This window comes from Microbulbifer mixtoriginis (SeqCode), assembly GCF_052467945.1.
In genome coordinates this window covers 862,255-884,976 of sequence record NZ_CP174328.1, presented here as the reverse complement: position 1 = coordinate 884,976, position 22,722 = coordinate 862,255, and the positions used below count along the sequence as shown (strand labels likewise).

The 22,722-nt window shown below is 49.8% G+C and carries 23 protein-coding genes; 13 read left to right on the top strand and 10 right to left on the bottom strand.

Going from position 1 to position 22,722, the window contains the following annotated elements; all coding sequences use genetic code 11:
- Positions 1–5: 5 nt before the first annotated feature.
- Positions 6–305: an MTH1187 family thiamine-binding protein gene (locus tag ACJJIJ_RS03820; protein WP_444938686.1), complete on the bottom strand. Its 300-nt coding sequence runs from the start codon at positions 303–305 to the stop codon at positions 6–8.
- A gap of 130 nt (positions 306–435) precedes the next feature.
- On the opposite strand from ACJJIJ_RS03820, the gene ACJJIJ_RS03815 reads away from it, so the two are divergent.
- The 4 genes from ACJJIJ_RS03815 (at position 436) to mnmC (ending at position 4,079) form a co-directional block, all read left to right on the top strand.
- A complete protein-coding gene (locus tag ACJJIJ_RS03815; RefSeq protein WP_444938685.1) occupies positions 436–966 on the top strand; it encodes a glycine cleavage system transcriptional repressor in 531 nt (176 codons plus the stop codon).
- A 94-nt stretch (positions 967–1,060) separates the two neighbouring features.
- The gene (gene trmL, locus ACJJIJ_RS03810; RefSeq protein WP_252085272.1) at positions 1,061–1,534 is read left to right on the top strand and encodes a tRNA (uridine(34)/cytosine(34)/5-carboxymethylaminomethyluridine(34)-2'-O)-methyltransferase TrmL; all 474 of its coding nucleotides are present in this window, start codon (positions 1,061–1,063) and stop codon (positions 1,532–1,534) included.
- A 12-nt stretch (positions 1,535–1,546) separates the two neighbouring features.
- The gene (gene fldB, locus ACJJIJ_RS03805; RefSeq protein ID WP_444938684.1) at positions 1,547–2,086 is read left to right on the top strand and encodes a flavodoxin FldB; all 540 of its coding nucleotides are present in this window, start codon (positions 1,547–1,549) and stop codon (positions 2,084–2,086) included.
- Between the two features lie 13 nt (positions 2,087–2,099).
- Positions 2,100–4,079, top strand: a complete 1,980-nt coding sequence (mnmC, locus tag ACJJIJ_RS03800; protein ID WP_444938683.1) for a bifunctional tRNA (5-methylaminomethyl-2-thiouridine)(34)-methyltransferase MnmC2/FAD-dependent 5-carboxymethylaminomethyl-2-thiouridine(34) oxidoreductase MnmC1 — start codon at positions 2,100–2,102, stop codon at positions 4,077–4,079.
- A 51-nt stretch (positions 4,080–4,130) separates the two neighbouring features.
- On the opposite strand, the gene ACJJIJ_RS03795 is transcribed toward mnmC, so the two are convergent.
- Positions 4,131–4,763 (bottom strand): DUF502 domain-containing protein, encoded by a 633-nt coding sequence (locus tag ACJJIJ_RS03795; RefSeq protein WP_252085269.1) that lies wholly within the window; start codon positions 4,761–4,763, stop codon positions 4,131–4,133.
- Between the two features lie 9 nt (positions 4,764–4,772).
- Between ACJJIJ_RS03795 and ACJJIJ_RS03790 the strand changes: the two genes are divergently transcribed.
- Entirely contained in the window at positions 4,773–5,564 is a 792-nt protein-coding gene (locus ACJJIJ_RS03790) for a glutaminyl-peptide cyclotransferase (RefSeq protein ID WP_252085268.1), read from the top strand.
- Between the two features lie 2 nt (positions 5,565–5,566).
- On the opposite strand, the gene ACJJIJ_RS03785 is transcribed toward ACJJIJ_RS03790, so the two are convergent.
- Positions 5,567–5,998 carry a hypothetical protein gene (locus tag ACJJIJ_RS03785; RefSeq protein WP_252085267.1) on the bottom strand — a complete coding sequence of 144 codons (432 nt, stop codon included), beginning with the start codon at positions 5,996–5,998 and terminating at the stop codon, positions 5,567–5,569.
- A 163-nt stretch (positions 5,999–6,161) separates the two neighbouring features.
- On the opposite strand from ACJJIJ_RS03785, the gene recQ reads away from it, so the two are divergent.
- The 3 genes from recQ (at position 6,162) to ACJJIJ_RS03770 (ending at position 10,036) form a co-directional block, all read left to right on the top strand.
- Positions 6,162–7,967: a DNA helicase RecQ gene (recQ, locus tag ACJJIJ_RS03780; protein WP_252085266.1), complete on the top strand. Its 1,806-nt coding sequence runs from the start codon at positions 6,162–6,164 to the stop codon at positions 7,965–7,967.
- 161 nt (positions 7,968–8,128) lie between these two features.
- Positions 8,129–9,640, top strand: a complete 1,512-nt coding sequence (locus ACJJIJ_RS03775; RefSeq protein ID WP_444938682.1) for a CoA-acylating methylmalonate-semialdehyde dehydrogenase — start codon at positions 8,129–8,131, stop codon at positions 9,638–9,640.
- Between the two features lie 123 nt (positions 9,641–9,763).
- Positions 9,764–10,036, top strand: a complete 273-nt coding sequence (locus tag ACJJIJ_RS03770) for a hypothetical protein (protein WP_252085264.1) — start codon at positions 9,764–9,766, stop codon at positions 10,034–10,036.
- A gap of 103 nt (positions 10,037–10,139) precedes the next feature.
- Here ACJJIJ_RS03770 and ACJJIJ_RS03765 read toward each other — a convergent pair whose 3' ends face one another.
- From ACJJIJ_RS03765 to djlA, 3 genes are all read right to left on the bottom strand, one after another.
- Entirely contained in the window at positions 10,140–11,045 is a 906-nt protein-coding gene (locus ACJJIJ_RS03765; protein WP_252085263.1) for an OmpW/AlkL family protein, read from the bottom strand.
- 612 nt (positions 11,046–11,657) lie between these two features.
- On the bottom strand, positions 11,658–11,966 hold the full coding sequence (locus ACJJIJ_RS03760) for a BolA family protein (RefSeq protein ID WP_444938681.1): 309 nt from the start codon (positions 11,964–11,966) through the stop codon (positions 11,658–11,660).
- A 162-nt stretch (positions 11,967–12,128) separates the two neighbouring features.
- Positions 12,129–12,911: a co-chaperone DjlA gene (gene djlA, locus ACJJIJ_RS03755; protein ID WP_444938680.1), complete on the bottom strand. Its 783-nt coding sequence runs from the start codon at positions 12,909–12,911 to the stop codon at positions 12,129–12,131.
- Between the two features lie 238 nt (positions 12,912–13,149).
- Here djlA and ACJJIJ_RS03750 point away from each other — a divergent pair, with 238 nt between their 5' ends.
- Positions 13,150–13,767, top strand: coding sequence for a hypothetical protein (locus ACJJIJ_RS03750; RefSeq protein ID WP_252085260.1), 618 nt, complete (start codon positions 13,150–13,152; stop codon positions 13,765–13,767).
- A 42-nt stretch (positions 13,768–13,809) separates the two neighbouring features.
- Here the strand turns inward: ACJJIJ_RS03750 and ACJJIJ_RS03745 are convergent, their stop codons facing one another.
- A complete protein-coding gene (locus ACJJIJ_RS03745) occupies positions 13,810–14,712 on the bottom strand; it encodes a LysR family transcriptional regulator (protein WP_444938679.1) in 903 nt (300 codons plus the stop codon).
- A gap of 133 nt (positions 14,713–14,845) precedes the next feature.
- On the opposite strand from ACJJIJ_RS03745, the gene ACJJIJ_RS03740 reads away from it, so the two are divergent.
- The 4 genes from ACJJIJ_RS03740 to ACJJIJ_RS03725 all read left to right on the top strand — a co-directional run bounded on the left by ACJJIJ_RS03740 (position 14,846) and on the right by ACJJIJ_RS03725 (position 18,417).
- Positions 14,846–15,493 carry a hypothetical protein gene (locus ACJJIJ_RS03740; protein ID WP_444938678.1) on the top strand — a complete coding sequence of 216 codons (648 nt, stop codon included), beginning with the start codon at positions 14,846–14,848 and terminating at the stop codon, positions 15,491–15,493.
- 1 nt (position 15,494) lies between these two features.
- Positions 15,495–16,157 carry a type 1 glutamine amidotransferase gene (locus ACJJIJ_RS03735; protein WP_444890803.1) on the top strand — a complete coding sequence of 221 codons (663 nt, stop codon included), beginning with the start codon at positions 15,495–15,497 and terminating at the stop codon, positions 16,155–16,157.
- Positions 16,158–16,428: 271 nt separating this feature from the next.
- A complete protein-coding gene (locus tag ACJJIJ_RS03730) occupies positions 16,429–16,980 on the top strand; it encodes a hypothetical protein (protein WP_252085256.1) in 552 nt (183 codons plus the stop codon).
- 915 nt (positions 16,981–17,895) lie between these two features.
- Positions 17,896–18,417, top strand: a complete 522-nt coding sequence (locus ACJJIJ_RS03725) for a hypothetical protein (protein ID WP_444938677.1) — start codon at positions 17,896–17,898, stop codon at positions 18,415–18,417.
- Positions 18,418–18,779: 362 nt separating this feature from the next.
- Here the strand turns inward: ACJJIJ_RS03725 and ACJJIJ_RS03720 are convergent, their stop codons facing one another.
- From ACJJIJ_RS03720 to oadA, 3 genes are all read right to left on the bottom strand, one after another.
- Positions 18,780–19,241, bottom strand: a complete 462-nt coding sequence (locus tag ACJJIJ_RS03720) for a THO complex subunit 7 family protein (protein WP_252085254.1) — start codon at positions 19,239–19,241, stop codon at positions 18,780–18,782.
- 325 nt (positions 19,242–19,566) lie between these two features.
- Positions 19,567–20,883, bottom strand: a complete 1,317-nt coding sequence (locus tag ACJJIJ_RS03715; protein ID WP_252085253.1) for a sodium ion-translocating decarboxylase subunit beta — start codon at positions 20,881–20,883, stop codon at positions 19,567–19,569.
- Positions 20,884–20,902: 19 nt separating this feature from the next.
- Positions 20,903–22,690 (bottom strand): sodium-extruding oxaloacetate decarboxylase subunit alpha, encoded by a 1,788-nt coding sequence (gene oadA, locus ACJJIJ_RS03710; RefSeq protein WP_444938676.1) that lies wholly within the window; start codon positions 22,688–22,690, stop codon positions 20,903–20,905.
- Positions 22,691–22,722 lie beyond the last annotated feature (32 nt).

The following is a 22,722-nucleotide window of genomic DNA, read 5'->3' as shown; positions in this document are numbered from 1 at the left end:
TATCGTTAATCCAGCTTCGATCGCACACTGTCGATCTTATCCTGTAATGACTGGTCCCGGTCTATACGGGTTCCCAATTTCAGACTGGTAGTGATGCGATCGGCGCCCATCGCGTGTACTCGCTCATGGCAGATTTTTACCGCAGCCATCACCGTATCCCAGTCCCCTTCTATGTTGGTGCCATAGGCATGTAGATGGTGTGTCAGTCCGGCTTCCACCAGTACTTTTTCACACTCCGCAACATACCTACTGACAGACACCCCCACACCCATGGGTATCACGCACAAATCGGCAATGACCTTCATTGACAGTCCCTCGCTAAGTTACCTGTTGCCGGGAAAAGAAAAATGGCTTTGAGATTGGACGATAGAGTTATCCGACGAGATCCTATTACAATGCAAATGATACGTCTCCACTGAAGCAAAGGAACACTATATGCAACAGCATCTCGTTATCTCCATGATCTGCAACGATAAGCCCGGTGTTGTGGAAAAGCTTTCTGCAGTCATTGCGGATAACGGTGGCAACTGGGAAGACAGCCATATGGCCCATTTTGCCGGAAAATTTGCCGGTATATTGCGCGTTGCTGTTCCCGGTGACAAAACCCAAGGCTTAAAGGTCGCTCTCACTAACCTCGCCCAGGATGGCTATAACTTGATCGTTGAAGACGCGATCGCCGTTTCCACTAAGCCTCAACAGACACTGACATTGAAGCTGGTAGGCAACGACCGCCCCGGTATTGTGCGGGAAATATCCCGCGCACTCAGCGCCCACCATATCAATATGGATCAGTTGGAAACTACTTACAGTAGTACTCCGTGGAGTGGCGAGCCTTTGTTCACTGCCGAGTGCAAGATCAATGTGGATGAAGATATGGATCTCGATGGCCTGCGCGACGAACTCGACCAGATCGCCAATGAGTTGGGGGTGGAGATCGACTGCGAGGAGATCGCCACTCCCCTCTAATTGTGGAATAATCCGCTGCCATGCGGAGCCGGGCCCACCGCCCGGCTCAAATCATTCAAGCTAGTTAGTACCGCTCCAGGGCATCCGCCAAGTAATGTTCAAAATTGTTCTATTCCAACCGGAAATTGCCCCGAACACAGGCAATATTATTCGACTTTGCGCCAATACTGGCGCCGAGCTACACCTAATCGAACCCCTTGGCTTCGATATGGACGACAAACGCCTGCGCCGCGCCGGGCTTGATTACAGTGAATACAGCCGCGTGGTTCGACACCCAGACTGGCAGGCTTTTGTCGATAGTGAGAAGCCTTCGCGGGTGTTGGCCCTGTCCACTAAAGGCAGCCACAGCCATACCTCGGTGGAATACCAAGACGGCGATGCGATTGTGTTTGGCCCCGAAACTCGCGGCCTGCCGGCGGAGTTTCTACAAATGGTGGGTCCAGAGAACACCCTGCGCATTCCTATGCGCGCAGAGAGCCGCAGTATCAACCTGTCCAACGCCGCCGCCATTGTGATCTATGAAGCCTGGCGACAGCTCGACTTCAACGGCGCCATAGACCAGCAGTAAGAACTTTTTGTTATGCCAAGCTCCCAAGCTCCCATAGGCCTGTTTTACGGTTCCAGCACCTGCTACACCGAAATGGCTGCAGAAAAAATCCGCCAATACATTGGCCCCCAGTGGCTCGACCTACACAACGTAGCCGAAGCGGATATTGCCCTGGCCGAAAGCTACGATTTCCTACTATTTGGCATTCCCACCTGGGATTACGGTGAACTGCAGGAAGACTGGGAGAATATCTGGGACGACCTGGCCGAGCTCGATCTGAGCGGTAAGACTTTTGCTCTGTTTGGGCTCGGGGACCAGGAAGGCTATCCACAGTGGTTCCAGGATGCCCTGGGCTATTTGCATGCCCAACTGCTCGCCTGCGGCGCCCGCGCCGTAGGTTACTGGCCTGCCGAGGGCTATGAATTTGAGGAATCCAAAGGACTGACTGAAGATGGCAGCCAATTTGTCGGCCTCGCCCTCGATGAAGAGAATGAATTTGACCTCAGTGAAGAGCGTATTGGCCGCTGGTGTGACCAGGTAATGCATGAATTCGGCCTTAAGGACGGAGCCTGAGGATAGTAGTGAAGTGAGCAAATCCGGCAAACACGCGGACATCCAATGGCGCGAAGACGGTCAACCCCTGTCCCTCGCCTATGACGATATCTATTTCTCCACAGCTTCCGGTCTGGAGGAAACTCGCTACGTATTCCTGCAACAAAGTGCCCTGGCGGAGCGCTGGGCGACCCTGCCCGAGAATGCCACTTTTACTATCGGCGAAACCGGCTTTGGCACCGGCTTAAACTTTCTCGCCGCCTGGGAGCTATGGCAGAAAACCGCTCCGAAAAGTGCACAGCTGCACTTTGTTAGTGTGGAGAAATTCCCCCTGCACCCCCAGGATTTGCAGCGTGCCCTAGCACTGTGGCCACAACTGCAGGCCTTCTCCCAGCCACTGATTGAAGCTTACCCACCATTATTAGCCGAAGGTGTTCACCGCCTACAGTTCGGCCCAGTAAAACTGACCCTGATTATTGGGGAGGCCAGCCGGGCTTTGGATAGCCTGCGCTTACAACAAGAGAATCGCGATCGCTACATCGACGCCTGGTTCCTGGATGGTTTTGCGCCGGCCAAGAACCCGGACATGTGGACAGAAGAGCTGTTCACCAATATGTCCCACCTGAGCCGCCCCGGTGCTACCTTCGCCACCTTTACCTGTGCAGGGCTGGTTAAGCGTGGACTGCGAGAGGCGGGCTTCGCCCTGCGCAAAGTACCGGGATTTGGCAGCAAGCGGGAAATGCTGTGCGGCACCCTGGAGCAGTTACACGGCTGCCAGCAGCAAAGCACCCCCTGGCACCTACCCAGCACCGAAGCACAGCATCCGCAATCTGCCACAGTGATCGGTGGCGGTATTTCCGGCGCCACCATTGCCAGAGCACTCGCTGAGCGCGGTGTACAAGTACAAATTATTGAGCGCGGACCTGCCCCCGGCAGCGGCGGCTCCGGCAACGACCAGGGCATACTCTACGGCAAGCTCTCCCCCAAACCGGGCCCAAATGGAGACTTCAACCTGCATGCCCTGATGTTCGCCCAGCGATATTACAAGCAACAATGCCCGCAGCTCGCACATTTTAACGGCCTCTTGCAACTGGCTCAGAGTGATAAGGAGAGGCTGCTACAGGAACAGATCGCGGCTAGCCTGGCAGAACACCAAGGGCAAAACCTGGCCAGAATGGTTACCCGTGAGGAGGCCTGTCAGCTCGCCGGCGTAGATCTTCCTTTTGACGGGCTCTACTTCCCCAATGCAGGCTGGCTGGAACCCCAAAAGGTATGTGCTGCGCTACTGGAACACCGAAACATCACCCGTTATCAGGGCCGCGCAGTAGAATCACTGACTCGCCAAGATGACAAGTGGCTGCTGCGTACAGAAGGCAAAGAGATAGAAACGGAAGCGGTCATTCTCTGTGGGGCCAATGATATCCGCAGCTTTGCACCGGCTGCAGCCCTACCCCTACGGCCAATACGCGGTCAGGTATCGCGCGTGCACGCCACAGAGGTCTCTGCAAAATTAAAAATTGCCCTCTGTGGCGAAGGCTATATCACACCCGCCCACGAGGGGTGCCAGAGTTTCGGGGCCACCTTCAAGCTCAAGGAAACCGCCACAGAGTTACGGGAAAGTGAACACAAGGAGAACCTGCAAACACTGGCAGAACTGCTGCCACACTTTGCCGAGGAATTCTCCAGCCAGGATTTCAATGGCCGCGCCGCACTGCGCGCCGCTACACCGGATTATTTACCAGTTGCCGGACCAATTCCCGACTGGGAGTCCCTGAACAACACCTACGCAAGCTTGCGTAAAAACCGAAAATTATTCATCCCCGAGCACTCAGGTTATCAGGCGGGACTCTATGTAATGGGCGGCCTGGGCTCACGCGGCTTTACCTACGCACCGCTAACCGCCGAATTACTCGCCAGCTGGATTATGGGCGGGCCCTTACCTGTTAGCTCAGATCTGGCGAAAGCCCTGCATCCAGCGCGCTTTGCCATCCGCAACCTGGGTAAAAATCGCTAGTCGAGTGGGGCTTAGGCTCCTCTTATCGCAAAGCTTTTAAACGCCCCCTCCCTAAGCTTTCTCTGCCTGAGGCCTCCCCGGTGGGGCCAACAGACTAGCGCTACCGGCGCCACAGGCCACGATGGTTTTCATGGCAGCCTCAACGCTAACACCGGGCAGTATTTCTACACACTCCGCCGGCACATGGAATACAAAACCCGAAGTGGGTACTGGAGCCGTTGGCACGTAAACCGTCATCTCACCATTGGCATGCTGAGAGGTCACTATCGCCGTTACCGCAAGCGGATTGTCTGCACCGTGGATGCGCACCCGAGCCACAGGCCCGGAAAGTACCCCCTCATCACCACCGCCAATAAATTGCACAACCAAATCTTTAATAGTGCTATACCCAGGTGCCAGGCGACCAAGCCAGTGGTCAACATGGCGGTGTAGCCAGTTACCAATGCTGGTCTTTACCAATAGACCAATCAAGAAACAGCCCCCAAGAATCAGTGCTATCACCACAAGTCTGGCGAGGGTATCCTTAAACTCCGTATGGGCTTCCAGCCAAGTAACGGCGGGGGCGACAATTTCACTGACCTGGCCAAACAGCCACTGGAATAAAAGTACTAAGATTGCAATGGGCAGCACTACCGCCAAACCACCCAAAAGGGTCAAGGTGACAAAGGTTTTTACTCTGGTCATAGATAATTGATGTACCGACTTACTATCCGCAGCTACATACTGCTGCTCTTATCCTGCCTGCTGCCAATAGCAGCACAAGCACAATTGAAGGCAACCCCCTTCTCCATTTTGGAGGAGCGTCAACGTGGTGGGAATCATTTCACCCAGGGGCTTTATTTCGATGGCCAGCGCTGGTGGGAAAGCAGTGGCCTTTACCGTCGTTCCTGGCTTGCCGAGTATACCGACCCCAGTGAAAAACCTGTAAGGAGAAAGTGGCTGCCGGGCAGGCTATTTGCCGAAGGTCTTACTGTTCTGGGCGATAAGCTCTACCTACTGACTTATAAAGCCGGTGAGCTACATATTTACAATGCCAGCAACCTACAACATTTGGAGGTTAAGCAATACAACGGCGAGGGTTGGGGCCTTACCAGTGACGGCGAGTCCCTGATTATGAGTAATGGCAGTAATAAACTGACCTACCGCGATCCAGATACTTTTGAAGTCAAGCGTCAGCTCAAGGTACATGGCGCCGGGGAGGTCTGGTCGAATCTGAATGAGCTGGAATTCGCCGAGGGCCTGATCTGGGCCAATATCTGGCAAGACAGCCGCATCATCGCCATAGACCCCATAAGCGGACAAGTGCGCGGTGCTGTTGACCTGAATCGGTTAAATCCCAATGTCCGTAAACACCCTGACACGGTTGCCAATGGGATCGCCTGGGATAAGAAGCGAAATGGGCTCTGGGTAACAGGAAAATTTTGGAAACAACTGTACCTGATCCGGCCTGAAGGGCTGGGGTTTAGAAAAAGCGCAGCCCAATAAGGCTAGCGCCTGCGATCTATCACGGTCAGCACCCCACCATTGCGCAAGTAGTCCATAGAGGAGAGCTGCAACTGCAGCCGAAAACCATGATCGCGACTCTGCAAGCTGACGCCATCAAGCCCGGCTTGCCCATCGTAAAGCATGGTGGATTCCCCCTCTTCACCCTGCCATTGAATCCCCTCCACATTGCGCATGCCGGGGAGTTCCAAAGTTACCAGAGTAAATTGCTCCGGTAACGGCTGCAGCTCGACCTGCGCGACACCGGAAACTGTCGCCAGGGAGAAGGCTAACTGATTCTCCGGTGCTGGCCGCCAGCCCAGGTGAGTATCCGCTACAATAGATTGCGCAAAACTACGCGGAGCACTAGAGGAACAGCCAGAAAGCCCGGCCAGAACTGTCAACCACAACACAAAAAGCACGATCAATGTGCGCATAGACCTATCCTTAGGCGATCGCTGTGATGAGATGCGGGGTGAGATGTGATTATAACCCGTGAATTCAGTCACAACTCCTAAGCTGCCATTGCAGGGTATTTCAAGGCAACCCCATCCTAAAACCCACCGCACAAAGTCGCTACGCGGGGTATACTCCGCCGCCATGAATTCCCCACAACATATTCTCGAACACGTCTTCGGCTATACCCACTTCCGCGATCCTCAGGAAGCGGTAATCAATACACTGATGGCCAGCGATGACGCCCTGGTACTTATGCCCACCGGAGGCGGCAAATCTCTGTGCTACCAGATTCCTGCCTTGGCCAGGCCCGGTTGCGGCGTGGTGATCTCTCCACTAATTGCCCTGATGCAGGACCAGGTGGAAGCCCTGCAGGAAGCCGGTATTCGAGCCGCCTACCTCAACTCCTCCATCTCCTATGACGAGGCCCAGGCCATTGAGAACCAGTTGCTCTACGGCGAACTCGACTTGCTCTATTTGGCCCCGGAACGCCTGCTACAACCCAGAACCTTGGCTCTTCTCCAGAGAGTAGAACTCTCATTGTTTGCCATTGATGAGGCTCACTGTGTCTCTCAATGGGGCCATGACTTCCGCGCTGATTACCTGCAACTCAGCTGTTTGCACGAGCAGTTCCCCAGAGTACCGCGCATAGCGCTGACTGCTACGGCGGACAAGCGCACCCGCGCGGAGATTGCCCTGCGCCTCGATTTGGAAAGCGCCCGACACTTTGTGAGCAGTTTCGACCGACCGAATATCCAATACCGGATCGAGCCCAAGGACAACCAGCGACGACAGCTCCTGCAATTTCTAAAAAATGGACAGGAAGGCCAAGCAGGCGTCGTGTACTGCCTGTCCCGCGCCAAAGTGGAAAGTACTGCCGAATGGCTCAGCCAGCAGGGCTATACCGCCCTCCCTTATCATGCGGGTCTGCCGGCGGAAACCCGCGCTGAACATCAGCGTCGCTTTTTACGCGAGGAAGGGGTAATCGTAGTCGCAACCATTGCTTTCGGTATGGGTATCGACAAGCCGGATGTGCGTTTCGTTGTGCATCTAGACCTGCCCAAAAGCGTCGAGGCCTACTATCAGGAAACCGGGCGAGCGGGACGAGATGGAGAAACCTCTATAGCATTACTGCTCTATGGCCTGGAAGATGTGGTCAAACTCGGACAAATGGTGGAATCTTCCGAAGGTAGTGAAGAGCACAAACGCCATGAACGCACACGCCTCAATGCCATGCTGGGGCTATGCGAAATGACCAGCTGCAGACGTCAAGCACTGTTGCATTATTTTGCTGAAACTCTCGAGCAACCCTGTGGCAACTGTGATATCTGCCTGGAGCCACCCGCTACCTGGGATGGCAGCGAAGCCGCTATCAAGTTGATTTCCTGCGTTTACCGCACAGGACAGCGCTTTGGTGCCAGTCATGTCATTGACGTGCTGCGCGGCTCAGATAATGAAAAGGTTCGCAAGTTCAATCACGACAAACTCACTACCCACGGCATTGGCAAGGATTTCAGCGGCAGTGAGTGGAAGGCTGTGGTGCGCCAATTAATTGTAAGAGGCTATTTGGAAGTTGAAGGTGAATTTCAGGGGCTCAAACTCACAGAAAACTGCCGCCCATTACTGCGTGGAGAGGAAAAACTGCAACTGCGCAAACTCCCCAAGAAAGCCCCTCGCGCGCAAACCCGAAATACGGCAGTTCTAGAAGACCTAGAGCCAGGAGAGGAGCCCCTCTGGCTAGCACTTCGCAGCTGCCGTAAACAACTGGCCGAAGAGCGCGGGGTACCGCCTTATGTCGTCTTTCACGATGCCACCTTGCGCGGAATGGTTAAAGCACACCCGCAAACCCACAGTGAACTCCTGGCCGTCTCCGGTGTTGGCGATAGCAAATTGGAACGTTTCGGCGATGCTTTTCTCGCCGTACTTAGGGGCTTCCCCAAACATGATTAAGGACCAAAAACTCATTTAATTAGTAAGAAATTAAAGCGGTACAAGAGGTCCATTCTATTTCGGGCTGCAACAACTGATGAATTTTCCTACCTGGGGTTACCTGTGTTACAAAGGCACAAAGAGGTAAAAAATAACGTATAAATCCCCAACGAGAGGAAACCATGAAAGTTATTGGTCACCTGATTAATGGCAAACTATCTGCCAGCGACGATTCGGCCCAGCACCCTCGCCTACAAGACCTAACCAATCCCTCAACGAATGAAATAATCGGCAAGGTCGCGCTGGCCAGTAAAGCTACCGTTGAAGAGGCTATCTCTGCCGCAGAAGCTGCCTACCCCGCCTGGCGCAACCTACCCACAGCAAAGCGTGTACGCATCATGTACCGCTTGCGCGACCTGCTGGAAGAAAATGCGGAGAAGATCTGCGAGCTGATCACTCTGGAGCACGGCAAAGTACTTAATGATGCCATGGGTGAACTGCAACGGGGCATCGAGAACATTGAATATGTCTGCTCTGCCCCAGAGATGCTCAAAGGGGAGCATAGTAAGAATGTAGGCCCGGCTATTGACTCCTGGAGTGAATTCCAGCCTCTGGGCGTCTGTGCGGGAATCACCCCATTTAACTTTCCCGCCATGGTGCCTCTATGGATGTGGCCAATGGCGATTGCTTGCGGTAACACCTTTATCTTAAAACCTTCTGAACGCACCCCCTCTTGCGCCTTATTTATTGCCGAGCTGGGTATCGAAGCTGGCATCCCAGCTGGGGTTTTAAATATCGTCAACGGCGACAAAGAGGCAGTAGATACACTGCTGACAGACAAGCGTATTCAAGCGGTCAGTTTTGTTGGCTCAACTCCCATTGCAGAATATGTCTACACCACAGGGACTGCCCACGGCAAAAGAGTTCAGGCCTTCGGTGGCGCAAAAAATCACGCCATCATAATGCCGGATGCTGACCTGGACAATGCGGTCGCTGCGTTAATGGGTGCAGCCTATGGTTCCTGTGGCGAGCGCTGTATGGCTATTTCTGTAGCCGTTGCGGTTGGCGATGAAACAGCCAACACTTTAGTAGCAAAGCTGAAAGAGCAAATTGCCCAACTAAAGATTGGCGATGGCATGAACAACCAAAACGATATGGGACCTTTGGTTACCCAAGCACACCTAAACAAGGTGGAAGGCTTAATCAGTGCCGGTATCGAAGAAGGCGCGGAGCTGGTGGTAGATGGCCGCAATATGAAGGTTCCAGGCTACGAAAGGGGCAATTATCTGGGAGCCTGCCTATTTGATCGTGTTACCGAGGAGATGGCGATACACCGCAGTGAAATTTTTGGTCCCGTCCTCTGCGTAATGCGTGTAGATACCATGCAGGAAGCGATGAATATCATTGATGCTCACGAGTACGGTAACGGTACTTGTTTGTTTACTCGAGATGGGGAAGCTGCCCGTTACTTTAGTGACAACATTAAAGTAGGCATGGTCGGCATCAATGTGCCTTTGCCAGTACCTGTTGCACACCACAGCTTCGGCGGCTGGAAGCGCTCCTTATTTGGGGACCTGCACGCTTATGGACCTGATTCTGTAAGATTCTATACCAAGCGTAAGACCATCACCCAGCGTTGGCCGGCAAGTGGGGTGAGAGAGGGAGCACAATACAGTTTCCCAAGCAATGGCTAATTATTAAAGTTAGGGGCGGATACCCGCCCTCTAACCGTTTAAGCACTCCTTCCCCATCTAAACAATCAAGCCTCCCTTGATGTATCGGCAATAACATAAGCCCAGCAATCTTAGGAGATAGATATGTTTCAAAGAACCAATAAAAAAACAAAAATAAAAGTATTTTCAGCCTTACCTTTTTTCTTGCTTACGCTCTCTACATCTTCTATAGCTCTAGCCCAGAGTGCGACGCTGAAACAGTGCCAAAGCTGGAGCAATAAAATTGAGCACTACCAGGAAAAAAGGAAAAAGGGCGGATCAGGTAAAAAAATGGATGAATGGAAAGGAAAAATTCGAAAATACCGAGACAAATTTAGAAAAAATAAATGCAGCAGGTACGGAAGAAGGTTGGGTTAAAGTCGCTAAACACAACGCAGAATAACCTCAACTTCACCCTCCAAGTGTTTATAAAAACAATAAAAAAGGGCGCAACGCGCCCCTTTTCAAAGGATAAGAGTGATTACCAGTTGAAATCAAACTTATAGCCTACACCGATTTGGAACACCCAGGGATCAAACTCGTAGTCGCCACCGAATCTGTGCTCCCAAAAGCGACCGAAGTCATCATCATCATCACGGAAGTTGCGATAGAAGGTATCTACTTCAACATCGGTAGTGACATCATAGTAAATAGCTGCCAGATTGATCAGCCAGCTACTATCGTGACCAAAGGTGAAATCAACACCAATTTGCCATGTATAACCCCAGCTATCGCCAAAATTCACACGGCCATCCCAGTCACGGAAAACCAGATCATCATCATCGTTACGATGCCAGAAGCCCCAGTGTCTTAGGCGCTCATCACTAAAGTCGGTATAGTTAATACCGATACCAATATAAGGCTGCACCAAACAGCTGGGATCCAGTGGATACCAATTCAGGTATGCAGCAGTCGTTTGGGGCTTCCAACGAGCAAAATCACCGCGACGACGACGATCAAATAATATATCGTCATCCCAGTCATCATCCCAAAAACGATAAAGCCAGGGATCACGACTACCACCAGTATGGCGATCGCCTTGCTGGTAACTCAGTGAAACACTCCAGTGATCGATAGGCTTCCATTCAGCATTAATAAACCAACCCCACTCGCCATCTGGATCAAGATTGGTTCGGAAAGCACCCCAATCACGGAAACGATGATAGTCATCATCATAATCATCGTCATCGTAAAAGCGCAGCCACCGATCAGCAAAGGTTACATTGTCTGAGTTTGGTGACCAGTATGAACCGCCAATCCGTATCTTAAACTCCTGGGTAGGAGGAGGGGGTGGTGGGGCATAGCCAGCAGGTCCTGCCGAAGCGACACTAGAGATTGCTAAGGCGAGGGGCGTCATAACGGGGATCAGAATACGCGTCATCTTCATTTGTGGTAACTCCATTGATATTCAGCAGATCAAACAGCAATCAGCCCAATCAATGGTCAGTCTAGTCGCACGAAATCACAGATGTAGAAAAAACAAACAAATGTTGGCGCTCAAATATAATTCTACGTTTTTATGGCACACAAAATATCTTTTGTCGTTGAAATTCACATATTGGTGTTGCTTCCAAAAGAAAACCAACGACACCCATTATTACTGCACTGCAAATTTGGACAACGTGCACTGCTTCAAATTCCACAACCTATTTTGAACAGGAGCTGAAATATTCTCACTCAAAGAAAAAGACAGAGACACCGAAAAGCGCCAAGTTATGATATTTCGGGAGAAGTGAAATCCAACTGAATGCACACAGAGGTTAATTAGCCGGTAAAAGGTAAATAAGAAACAACAAACAGATACACAGGGAAATTGTGACTTCACTGGCGAAAGGGGTTCAGGCTATTCAATCCAGTGGAACTCCAGCCAACTTTTTGATCTAAAACGCCCCAACCCATAGCGTACTTCTGAGGAAGGAGCGTCACTAAAACCTGCAAGAAATAGCAGGTTAAATTCGCAAATAAACTCTAAAGTTTGCTAGCTAAACTCTGCTGCTACTTACCCTTTCTTGCTACCACCCTGGCATTCAGGACTTTTGGGAGCATCGCCATCCCACTCATCCGGCGCATAAGTATGAAGAGCAAGGGCGTGGATCGGGCCAGCCATTTCATTCGCAAGCGCTGCATAGACCCTTTGATGACGCTGGACTTTCCGAATGGAATCAAAAACCTCACTCACAAGCACCACACGAAAGTGCATTTCAGACCCCGCCGGCACATTATGCAAATGACTTTCGCATTGAACCTCAATAAATTGGGGATGGAAATTGGCAGTTAACTTTTCTTCAATTTGCTTTGCAAGACTCATAAACTCTCTTCGCAGTGTTCCAGATGATTATGCAGGGGTTTAAATTCAGAAATTGCGCTGAAACAATCAACCTATGTAATATCTAGCCAGAGCAAACCGCTAAATTACCCGCAGGTTATCCCGCCGTTTGGCAAGCTCTAATACGCTAATGTCACACCAAGATTAACTGACAACTTTTGCTTTACTCTTTCGCGCATCAACAATCGCCTCATACGCAACGGTGATACTCTTCATTTGATCTTCAGCGTGGCGCATAAACTCCTCTGGAAGCCCCTTGGAAGCGATCTTATCAGGGTGATACTCAGCAGCCTTGCGGCGATAGGCCAGTTTTAAATCCTTGTCGCTAGTTTCCTCAGTGCAACCTAGCACTGCGTAATGCTGCTGAAGATCGGAAGCACTGCCTCCCCTCCCATGCCCAAATTGATTTTGCATGGCATCAAAAAGCGATTCATGTAAACCAAGATCCGCGGTAATTTTCCTGAGAATTACCTCTTCAGAAGCATGTAAATCACCATCGGCATACGCCACTGCAAATAGAAGGCGATAAACCATTTCCCGCATCGCCTGATTCTGCACCAACATCCGATACTGCTTTGCGTAATCGTAAATGCTGTACTTATCCGTTTTCGCATTCTCAAAAATCTTGATGGCATGCTTGCGATCCTCAGCGCCCAGACGAAGATTATTCTGAATAAAATCCTCAATCAGCTGAACTTCTGCTTTGGATACTTGGCCATCCGCCTTAGCCATCTTCGCCAGCATGGAAAACAGGGTAACGATAAAAACTTTCTGAGCCCCTTCCCTATTCAGAACCGCAGCGGCATTACCCAGGCGCTTGAGGCCAGAACCAAAGGAGCTACCTATCCAGGCACCCAAGGCCGCACCAATAGGGCCCCCAAACATAAAACCAAATCCGGCACCTATACCCGCCCCTAACCAGGACATATTCTCTCCTCTGAGCGCCAAATAGCGCTCCACTGTCATCTAAATCAAACATTTACATCCGGCCTATCTTACCACGTGTAAGAGAGCGTCAACGGATAGGCGTGACCACAAGGTCAAATGAGCCTCACATTAAGCAGTCACTTCGATCACTGCCAGGTACATTTAGTTGCCTAACAGTCCCCAGCTATCTGCCACAATGATGTACAGGGCATTCTCATAGGAAATGAGGAACAGCTAAATGAAACTGCGGCAAGAGGTAGACTTATTGCGCCACATAACAATAAGTCTTCTTTTATTACTGGCATTTACAGGATGTGGAAACCGACAGGACACTACTGGTCAGGATAGCCAGTCACAAACTTCCCAGGTTGATAATACTGGCCATCAAGACTGGGAGACGATTGTCGAAGTTCTCCTGCACCCCCGCTGCTTAAACTGTCACCAGCTGGAATTGCCACTTATCAATCAGGGCTCCCCCCATGTACCCCGGGTTGAGCGAGGCCCCGAAAATATGGGGATGGGGACAATGCGCTGCAGTAACTGCCACTCTGACCAGAACAACCCTGTGACAGGCGCACCCGGCGCACCCGGTTGGGCCATGGCTCCAATAACCCTTAATTGGTCTCGTATGTCATCGGCCCAAATCTGTGCGCTGTTAACCACTCCCCAGGACAATGGCGGTCGCTCCCCAGAGCAATTGATGCTGTTTATGAGTGAGAACCCCCTAGCTTTATGGGGATGGAACCCTGGGGGTAAACGAGAACCAGTCAATATCCCCCACGGCAAGCTAGTTGAGGCATTGAAAAGCTGGATAGCCGCGGGAACGCCCTGCCCACCCCAGGCACCATCTAGTTAACCCCTAAAAGTTAACCCCTGATAAATCCAAATAAGAGGGGCGCTAATTGAGCCCCTCAATTCCTGAGATGGCCTGAGCCAAGTCCTCTAACCAACCATCACTTCCCCCTCGCCAGGCAATAAAAATCTCTTCTCTGGGCTCAGTAAATTGGCCAGCGACATCGATTTTTACCCCACCGATATCCTCTGCCAACCCCTCTGGCAATAAGGCAAGAAACTGTCCCGTTTTTACCAGGCCGCACAATACACCGTAATCATTTACCACAACCTGGACCTTACGGACAGGTAGGTTATCCCCCCACCCATCACTGCCAATACCCCTCTCCTCGCCACAGAAAGGAGAGATTCTAGGAGCCGCAAAGGGATACTGCTGAATAACTTCGATTGGCACTTCCACATTTGCCCACTCCCCAGAAACCAATCGGTGGCCGGAGCCCGCGACAATACACAAGCTTTCTGTGCCCAGCTTACGCGTTGCTATCTGGGTGGGGACCTGTCCCAACAGCGCACCGGTAATCATGGCCAAATCTACCTCTCCCCTAACCAACATTCTCAAGGCCAAGGATTCATAGGCGGAAGTCAATGAAAGGCACGCTTTTGGCTGGATTTCTGCCAGCTTGCTTTGAATAAATGCAGCCCAAGTCAATTGCAAGACTGCTGGGGCAGCTACCCGGCACTCCGAAAACTTTCCCAGCTCACCCAGTTCAAATTGCACCTGGCGTGCAATGGAAGTGATCTCAGCCGCTTTACCTTGTAGCCGGCGACCAGCATCATTTAGTCGGATTTGCTTACCTACCCGGTCGAACACGCGAGTATTCAGCGCCGTCTCCAGGCGACGTAAAACCTTACTTAAGGCCCCTGGCGTTGTATCTAAACGATCTGCCGAGCGCTGCAGGTTTTCTGTCGCGGCAATAACAAGAAATTTTTCAAGATCTTCTATTTCCATATTGGAATCAAAAGTTGCCCAAAATGAATCGATTCGTAACTAATGTACGTCTAGAATCGCTTGCTGCCAAGTACGCAGAGGCTCAATAGGAAAGCCTGCCGCTAACCCGTAAAGAACAGGAGCTGAATGATTTATGATCACGCTTAATAGGCTCTGCAGTATTACTATCGCAGCTGTCTTAACCATGGCCTCCACAAGCAGTTATGCAGACGACTCCATTGGCACTCATGGAATGGCGTTATTTTCAGTTAACGGGCAGCTCATTGCATCGCATATGCCTCTTCACGGCAAACGCCATGGACATCAGTTTATTCTTGCTTTGGAATCTAAAAATAAGAAAGAAGTGATGAATCTGACCCAGAACACGCCGCTTATCTCTCTCAAGCCTGAAGTTTTCTCTTTAAACCAATTGCGCAACGGTAAGTTAGGCCTCTTTAGCGGCGAAGTATTTAATGGCCACTTTGAGCGAAAAGGCAAAATTCTGCTTAGCTCAATAGAATTTACGGTAACCGACAAGCTATTAGACCTACCGCTCTCAGGTAAAAAGAATGGTCATTACCGCCTGGTGCATCTGAGCGACACGAGTCTACTTATTCATGAAATAGCCTCCCCGCCAAGTTTTGACCAAATCGTCGAAGTTACAGCAAAAGAAACTCTATCCAAATCCATAGATACCGGCAGCAAACTTCCCATTTCAGAAAAAAATTGGCCTGAAGCTCTCAAAGAAGCAGGTATTGCTTTTCGTAGACAAGTTTATTTGGAAACACGGGACTTCCAATAAAATGCAAGAGCCAATTCTTATTATCCAGCATGAAGAACACGAAGGGCCTGGATATATTGCAGATTGGGCGAGTCAACGCCAGATTCCGACAATTCTTATCAAACCACAGATCTCAACATTTCCCAATACGGGCTTTAGAGGAGTGATTATTTTAGGAGGGATGATGAACGTAAAAGATCACATCTCACTACCCTGGCTTGCCGGTGAAATACACTGGGTAAAAAGTATTATTAATCGGCAAGTCCCCATTCTGGGCATTTGCCTCGGTGCACAAATCCTTGCCCATACACTGGGAGCAGATATCAAATCAATGGAGCAGGAAGAACTAGGCTGGCAGCCTATTCATTGGACGGCTGAAGAACCCCTCACAATAGATAAAGCATTCCAAGCACATAGTTACTATTTTGACATTCCAGAAGGCGCTAAGCGCCTAGCAAGTTCAGAGCTATGCCAAAATCAAGCATTTTTATACAAAAACAATATTCTGGGCCTTCAATTTCACTTGGAGTGGTCGCAACAACAGGTCACACAACTCTTCCCAGAGTACACCCAAAAATACGGATCACCTGAGAACAATCACTTAGCTAACCGTGAGATACTATTTGAATTACTGAATAATCACTTCATTAAGCGGCCAATAAAAAATTACATTAAAGAGCCATAAATAATCCACATCAAAAGAGCGCCTCATGCAGAAAAAAGTCAATCAAGTAGGCACTCCCTCAACCCGCGCCCTTTACAAAAAACCTCTCCCCAAAATAGGAAATTACTATCACAAAATAGTAAATTCCTCCCGAATACTTCCAGAAAAAACGCCTGAGATCATTCAGCTTACTTTACGGTCTATTATTTTTAGGCAAAGACTGCTTACCAAAGATTGATCTTTGCATTTTCTATAACATGAATGTTATTTTTTTTGTACAAGGATGTTTCAAATGAAGATATTAAGCCAAAAAGCCCTGGCATCCATAGCCACTGCCGTCCTAGCACTCGGCTCTACCACATCGGTACTATCCCAAACGGATACCGAATTCAGCACTATCACACTAAATTACATGACTACGCCAATTATTGACATCGCCTTTGTGGATAATCTTGACCTCCTGGCACCACCAGATGGTACTCCAGGCCCCATAGTCGACGATGATACATTCTGCGTTTCTGGAATGGGCTTTACACTTTTTAGTATTGTTTTTAGAAATCCAAACAATCCTACAGGTGGACCGTTTGAATTAGACTCTTCCGTACCCGGCGAGTCACCAATATTCTATGAAGTTTTCTTTAAAAACGACACTAGTCCAGGACCAGGCATGATGGTCTCCCCCGACACACCCGAGTTTGGAAACATGATACAAACAGCTATGTGCATGGACCCAACAATGGATAACGCAAAGTTTGATATCAGCATTCCCAATGCAGAATGGACTGGCAGAGCAGCCGGCGCTCCATTTGTTGGCGTACTCGAGATCATGGTCATGGCTGAATAAGCTTAAATTCAGCCTTCATCATCTCTAGCTGCGCCAGGTTTTTATTCTGGCGCAGCACTTAAAAAGAAAAATAGAAAACTTAAAAACATGATCCAATCAATGAGTCTCAAAGAAAAATCTTGACTACGACCATATACCATATCAACAAAGAAACCTCAGGTAACGATGCAATATTCTACCTCCAGAAAAACAACAAACCACCCTCAATTATTAGCACACTCCACTAGATTTTATTTAAATCACAAACTAATCATACTCACTCAACAAGCATCTTCACTTATCTTTAGTTTGAGCATTTTTTATTCACAACCATTGTGTACTTTTAAGCAAAATGAAGTAGCTATAATATCCACCCTCAAATCACCAACATCTATAGCCGCTACCGATCTAGATCTTGCCCCCACCCTTCAACACTGAACCTTTAAAATCTTTTTTAACTTCACCCCCGAAAACCCATAAAACGCACGCCCCCAATCAAAGTGCCCTAAACATATAACGGAATTATTTGGAACTCACCTTCACTTGACACCTAAACACCACTTACATATGAAACGATAGACCCGCCAACAACCAACTTACAGACATATTAACAACTTCAACACAATACAAATACCTCTTAGTGCCTCACTAAAAATCATTTCCAACCACAACAAACAATCATAGAATTATACGACCTACATATAAAAACCCCCCCTAACAATAAAAACTGAAACTGACATCAAAAACAAATAAGAAATTATTCCTAAGCGCCAATAATTTATTCCCAAATTTCCCCTGCAAAACATAACCTTCCACACCAAAAAATATAACATCCGCTATCATTCATTCACCAAGAGTTTTTAGCCATCTACACAAGGCTATATTTTGGCGCTGACATTAACTGAAGAAAATTCTTTTTTCGCAAGGAGGTCTCTTATGAAAATTCTCAAGCAAAAGCTATTCACATCCATTATTGTGGCTGGCCTGACATTAGGCTCAACCAATATTGCGTTATCTCAAGCAATGGATAGCGACACAAGTATTATCACCTTGACATTTTCTAATTTTATTATCATAGATAATGTAGATGCAGTCACTATTGCAGATCCGACTCCCGGAAGCGATGCAATGGGATCAGACATCTTCTGTGTTGCAGCAAGTGGCTTTGGTAGTTTTAGCATCACATTTGCTAATGTTGGCTCAGACCCAACCTTTCTCTTACAGAGTAATAATGGCACGCCAGCCATTCCTTACAATGTAGGCTACGCCAATAGTACTGGAGGACCAGCACAGCCTGTAATGGCTGGTGTTCCTCTGGGCGGACAGGGAATACAGGCAAGTAATTGCCTTAATGACAATGCACGATTTGATATTGATATCGCAGCCACAGTATGGAATGGTAGAGAACCTGACGCGCCTTTTACAGGTACGTTAATGATTACAGTTCAGGGTGAATAAGACATTTGAAAGTTAACGTATTAGATACACCAGACCTAGAATCTGGTGTATCTAAAAATCACATATCCAACTTACCTAAAGCAAAACAATCAAAATTTTAAGCCAAAAACGAAAACCAAAAATTCAATAAAATCAAAGCTCACGCTACTGAGTCAACCAAGCACTACAGCCTTGCTTTATAAGTTAACGTAAACATTATTATCCGTCGACAAAGCCTTGAATCCTAAAACAGAGAAATATATAGCCACTACCCTTCACTGAAATTTGGCCTTAAAACGATATATATCTCATTGGCCAGCAAAGCTTCCTTAGGCATGCTCCAGATCTCTCCCCGAGTGTCTTAAACTGTAGTGAACCCAGTATTACTCAGCTGAACAGGTAATTCTATTTTCAAAACAAACACCGCCCCGAGTAGAACAGGTTTCCAGCAGTTTGCCTTTGGCCTCTACCTCAGAAAAGCCTTTGGAGTGCATACCGCCAGCCCGCATATCTTTCATATAGCAGGCCCATCTGGGGCGCTCCTTTACTGGATGGAGAACGACTTCTGGTTGGGCATTGTTAGATTGACCTTCTACCAGGGCCTGTAGGTCCACAATCAGGTCCTGCATGGAGCGAATATCCTTGCGCAACCTGACAACCTCTTTCTTGAGTTTGCGCATTTCATCCGCCTCTTGATTTTCATCCTTCAGGGCATGTACTTCTTTGCGAAGTTTTACCATCTCTCTTTTAATCTCGTGCAGATCTTCAGCGGTGCGATGATTGTCGTGGGCCAGTACAGGAGAGGAGAACAGAGCAAGGGAAATTAAAAGCGGCAAACTACGCATGGTCTTACTTCCAGTAAAATTTCTTATTACAAGCCAAAATTCGGGAAGGAATATAGCGCAAAAAACCTTAACTCAAAATGAATCGTGTCGAGCACCCATTAATACTACCCACGCAGCTCTTGAGAGAATATGTAGTAAGAAGCCATTTAAAAGCATTCAGGGAGCTAGAGAGCCGTATTTTGTTTGCCTGTCCATCGAAAATTAAACAGGTAAATAGATATTCCTGACAAATACCTTGCAAATACAGCCATATTCCACTTTAAATTTTATCAAAGAAAAAGGCGAACCGAAGTTCGCCTTATCAGGAATGGCTTTGTGGGCCAAGTCAGCTGCCGGTTAAACTGCGTACCATGCTGATCATGACTCCCGCAGCAACCGCAGAGCCAATAACCCCAGCCACATTCGGACCCATAGCGTGCATCAGCAGGAAGTTGTGCGGATTGGATTCGAGCCCCACTTTATTGGATACCCGTGCAGCCATGGGCACGGCAGATACACCGGCAGAACCGATCAGTGGGTTTACCTTGTGCTTACTGAATACATTGAGCAGCTTGGCCATCAATACCCCTGCGGCAGTACCAATGGCAAATGCCACGATACCCAGGGCGAGGATTCCCAGAGTTTTTGGGTCAAGGAATTTATCTGCGGCCAGTTTCGAGCCGACCGAGAGACCTAGGAAAATCGTGGTGATATTGATCAACGCATTCTGAGCGGTTTCGGAAAGGCGAGACACCACACCACACTCACGCATCAGATTACCGAAGCAGAACATACCCAACAGCGGAGCTGCAGCAGGGAGAAACAGGGCAACCAGAATCAACAGCAACAGCGGAAAGGTAATTTTCTCGCGCTTGCTTACATGACGCAGCTGCACCATCTCAATTTTGCGCTCCTGCTCTGTAGTGAGTGCGCGCATAATCGGTGGCTGAATCATGGGCACCAATGCCATATAGGAATAGGCTGCTACCGCAATCGCACCCAGCAAATCAGGGGCCAAAATGCTGGAAACGTAGATTGCTGTGGGGCCATCTGCACCGCCAATAATACCGATAGCCGCGGCATCGGCGATGGAGAAGTCCATAATCCCCGCAACTGAGAGTCCGACAGCACCCAGTACAGTGGCAAAGATACCGAACTGTGCCGCCGCACCAAGGAACAGGGTACGCGGATTAGCGAGCAGCGGGCCAAAATCGGTCATGGCCCCCACCCCCATAAAAATCACCAACGGCGCGACACCCGAAGCAATAGCCACAGAATAAAAGTTATACAGCATGCCGTTGCTGAAACCGGCATCGCTGGCAAACTCTGCGGCCTGTAGCTGCACCGCAGCCGGGGCAGCACCCAGGGCAGCTTTTAAATCCTCGAGACTGGCAACAGTCTCCAACCCCAAGATCTGGGCCATTTGGGCAAGAACTGCTGCATTTCCCTGGGCCAATGCGGTCTCTGCTGCAGAGAGTGCCAGATCTGCTCCGGGAATATTGGCCAGGATACCGCCGAAGCCAATTGGCACCAGCAACAGTGGCTCAAAGTTTTTGCGAATAGCCAGAAACAGCAGCCCCAATCCAACAAAGATCATGACCAGCTGCCCCGGCATCATTTGTGCGATGCCGGAGGACTGCCAAAGCGTGAGTAAATTATCCACTTGCGACTCCTACCCCAATCTATGCGATAGACAGCAGGGCATCACCCACCGCCACGGAATCGCCCTCTTTTACCGCTACGCTGGCAACATTGCCACTGCGCGGCGCACTCACTACGGTTTCCATCTTCATGGCTTCGAGCACAATAATGGCCTGGCCCTCGCTGACCTTGTCACCAGGCATCACCATCACCTTAAAGATATTGCCCGCTAGGGGCGCATTGACCGGCTCACCTCCAGTGGCTGGAACCGAACTGGCTGAACTGGCTGCAGGGGCGGCCGCACCTACCGGGGCAATATTGGTCAGATCGCCACCATCGGCCACTGTCACGGTGTAGCTCTGGCCTTCCACAGTGACCGTATACACCTCTTCCCCGTTGTCATTTTTCACTGTGGAGTTTTCATTGCCAGTAGGCACCGGCTCAAAGGCATCGGCGTTGCCGCGATTTTTCAGGAACTTGAGGCCGATTTGTGGGAAGAGTGAATAGGTGAGCACATCGTCAATTTCACCTTCGCCATTGGTCAGGGCAATGTCCTCTGCCCCGGCTTTTTCCTGTAACTCCAAGGTGAGCCTGTCCAACTCTGGAGCGATCAAATCCGCAGGGCGGCAGGTCACTGGCGCTGCGCCTTCCAATACCTTCACCTGCAGCTCCTGATTCACTTCGGCAGGGGTCGCGCCGTATTCCCCTTTCAAAACAGCTGCCGTTTCTTTAGAGACAGATTTATAGCGCTCACCGGTCAGCACATTTAATACTGCCTGGGTGCCTACAATTTGTGAGGTGGGCGTTACCAGGGGGATATAACCAAGATCCTGGCGTACGCGGGGAATCTCTTCGAGTACCTCATCCAGGCGCTCACCGGCACCCTGCTCGCGCAGCTGGTTTTCCATATTGGTCAACATGCCACCGGGCACTTGGGCCACCAAAATGCGCGAGTCCACGCCTTTAAGGGAACCTTCAAATTTCGCGTACTTTTTACGCACCTCGCGGAAATACGCGGCAATTTCTTCGAGCAGATTAATATCCAGGCCAGTATCCCGCTCGGTACCTTCAAGCATGGCAACCAGTGTTTCCGTGGGGCTGTGGCCATAGGTCATGGACATGGAGCTGATGGCGGCATCCACATTGTCGACGCCCGCCTCGATACATTTGAGTGCGGTGGCAATAGAAAGACCCGTGGTCGCATGGCAATGCAGATGGATGGGAATATCCACCGCTGTTTTAAGGCGCTTTACCAACTCGTAGCCTTCGTAGGGGCGCAATAGGCCGGCCATATCCTTAATGGCAATGGAGTCCGCCCCAATATCCTCAATCTGACGCCCCAGCTCTACCCACAAGTCCATGGTATGTACCGGGCTCACGGTATAGGAGATAGTGCCCTGAGCGTGCTTATCTTGTTTTTTTACCGCGGCCAGGGCCGTCTTCAGGTTGCGCATATCGTTCATGGCATCGAATACGCGGAAGACATCCACCCCGTTGACCGCGGCACGCTCAACAAATTTTTCTACGACATCATCGGCGTAGTGGCGATATCCCAGAATATTTTGCCCTCGGAACAACATTTGCTGCGGGGTGTTGGGCATGGCTTTTTTTAATTCGCGAATCCGCTCCCAGGGGTCTTCGCCGAGATAGCGAATACAAGCATCGAAGGTGGCGCCCCCCCAAGATTCCAGCGACCAAAAGCCGACTTGATCGAGCTTTTCTGCAATCGGCAGCATATCGTCCAGTCGCAGGCGGGTGGCGAATAGTGACTGGTGGGCGTCACGCAGGACTACATCGGTAATCCCCAATGGCTTTTTAACCTCAGTCATGGGTTATCTCTCTCGGCAGAAATTATTGGATG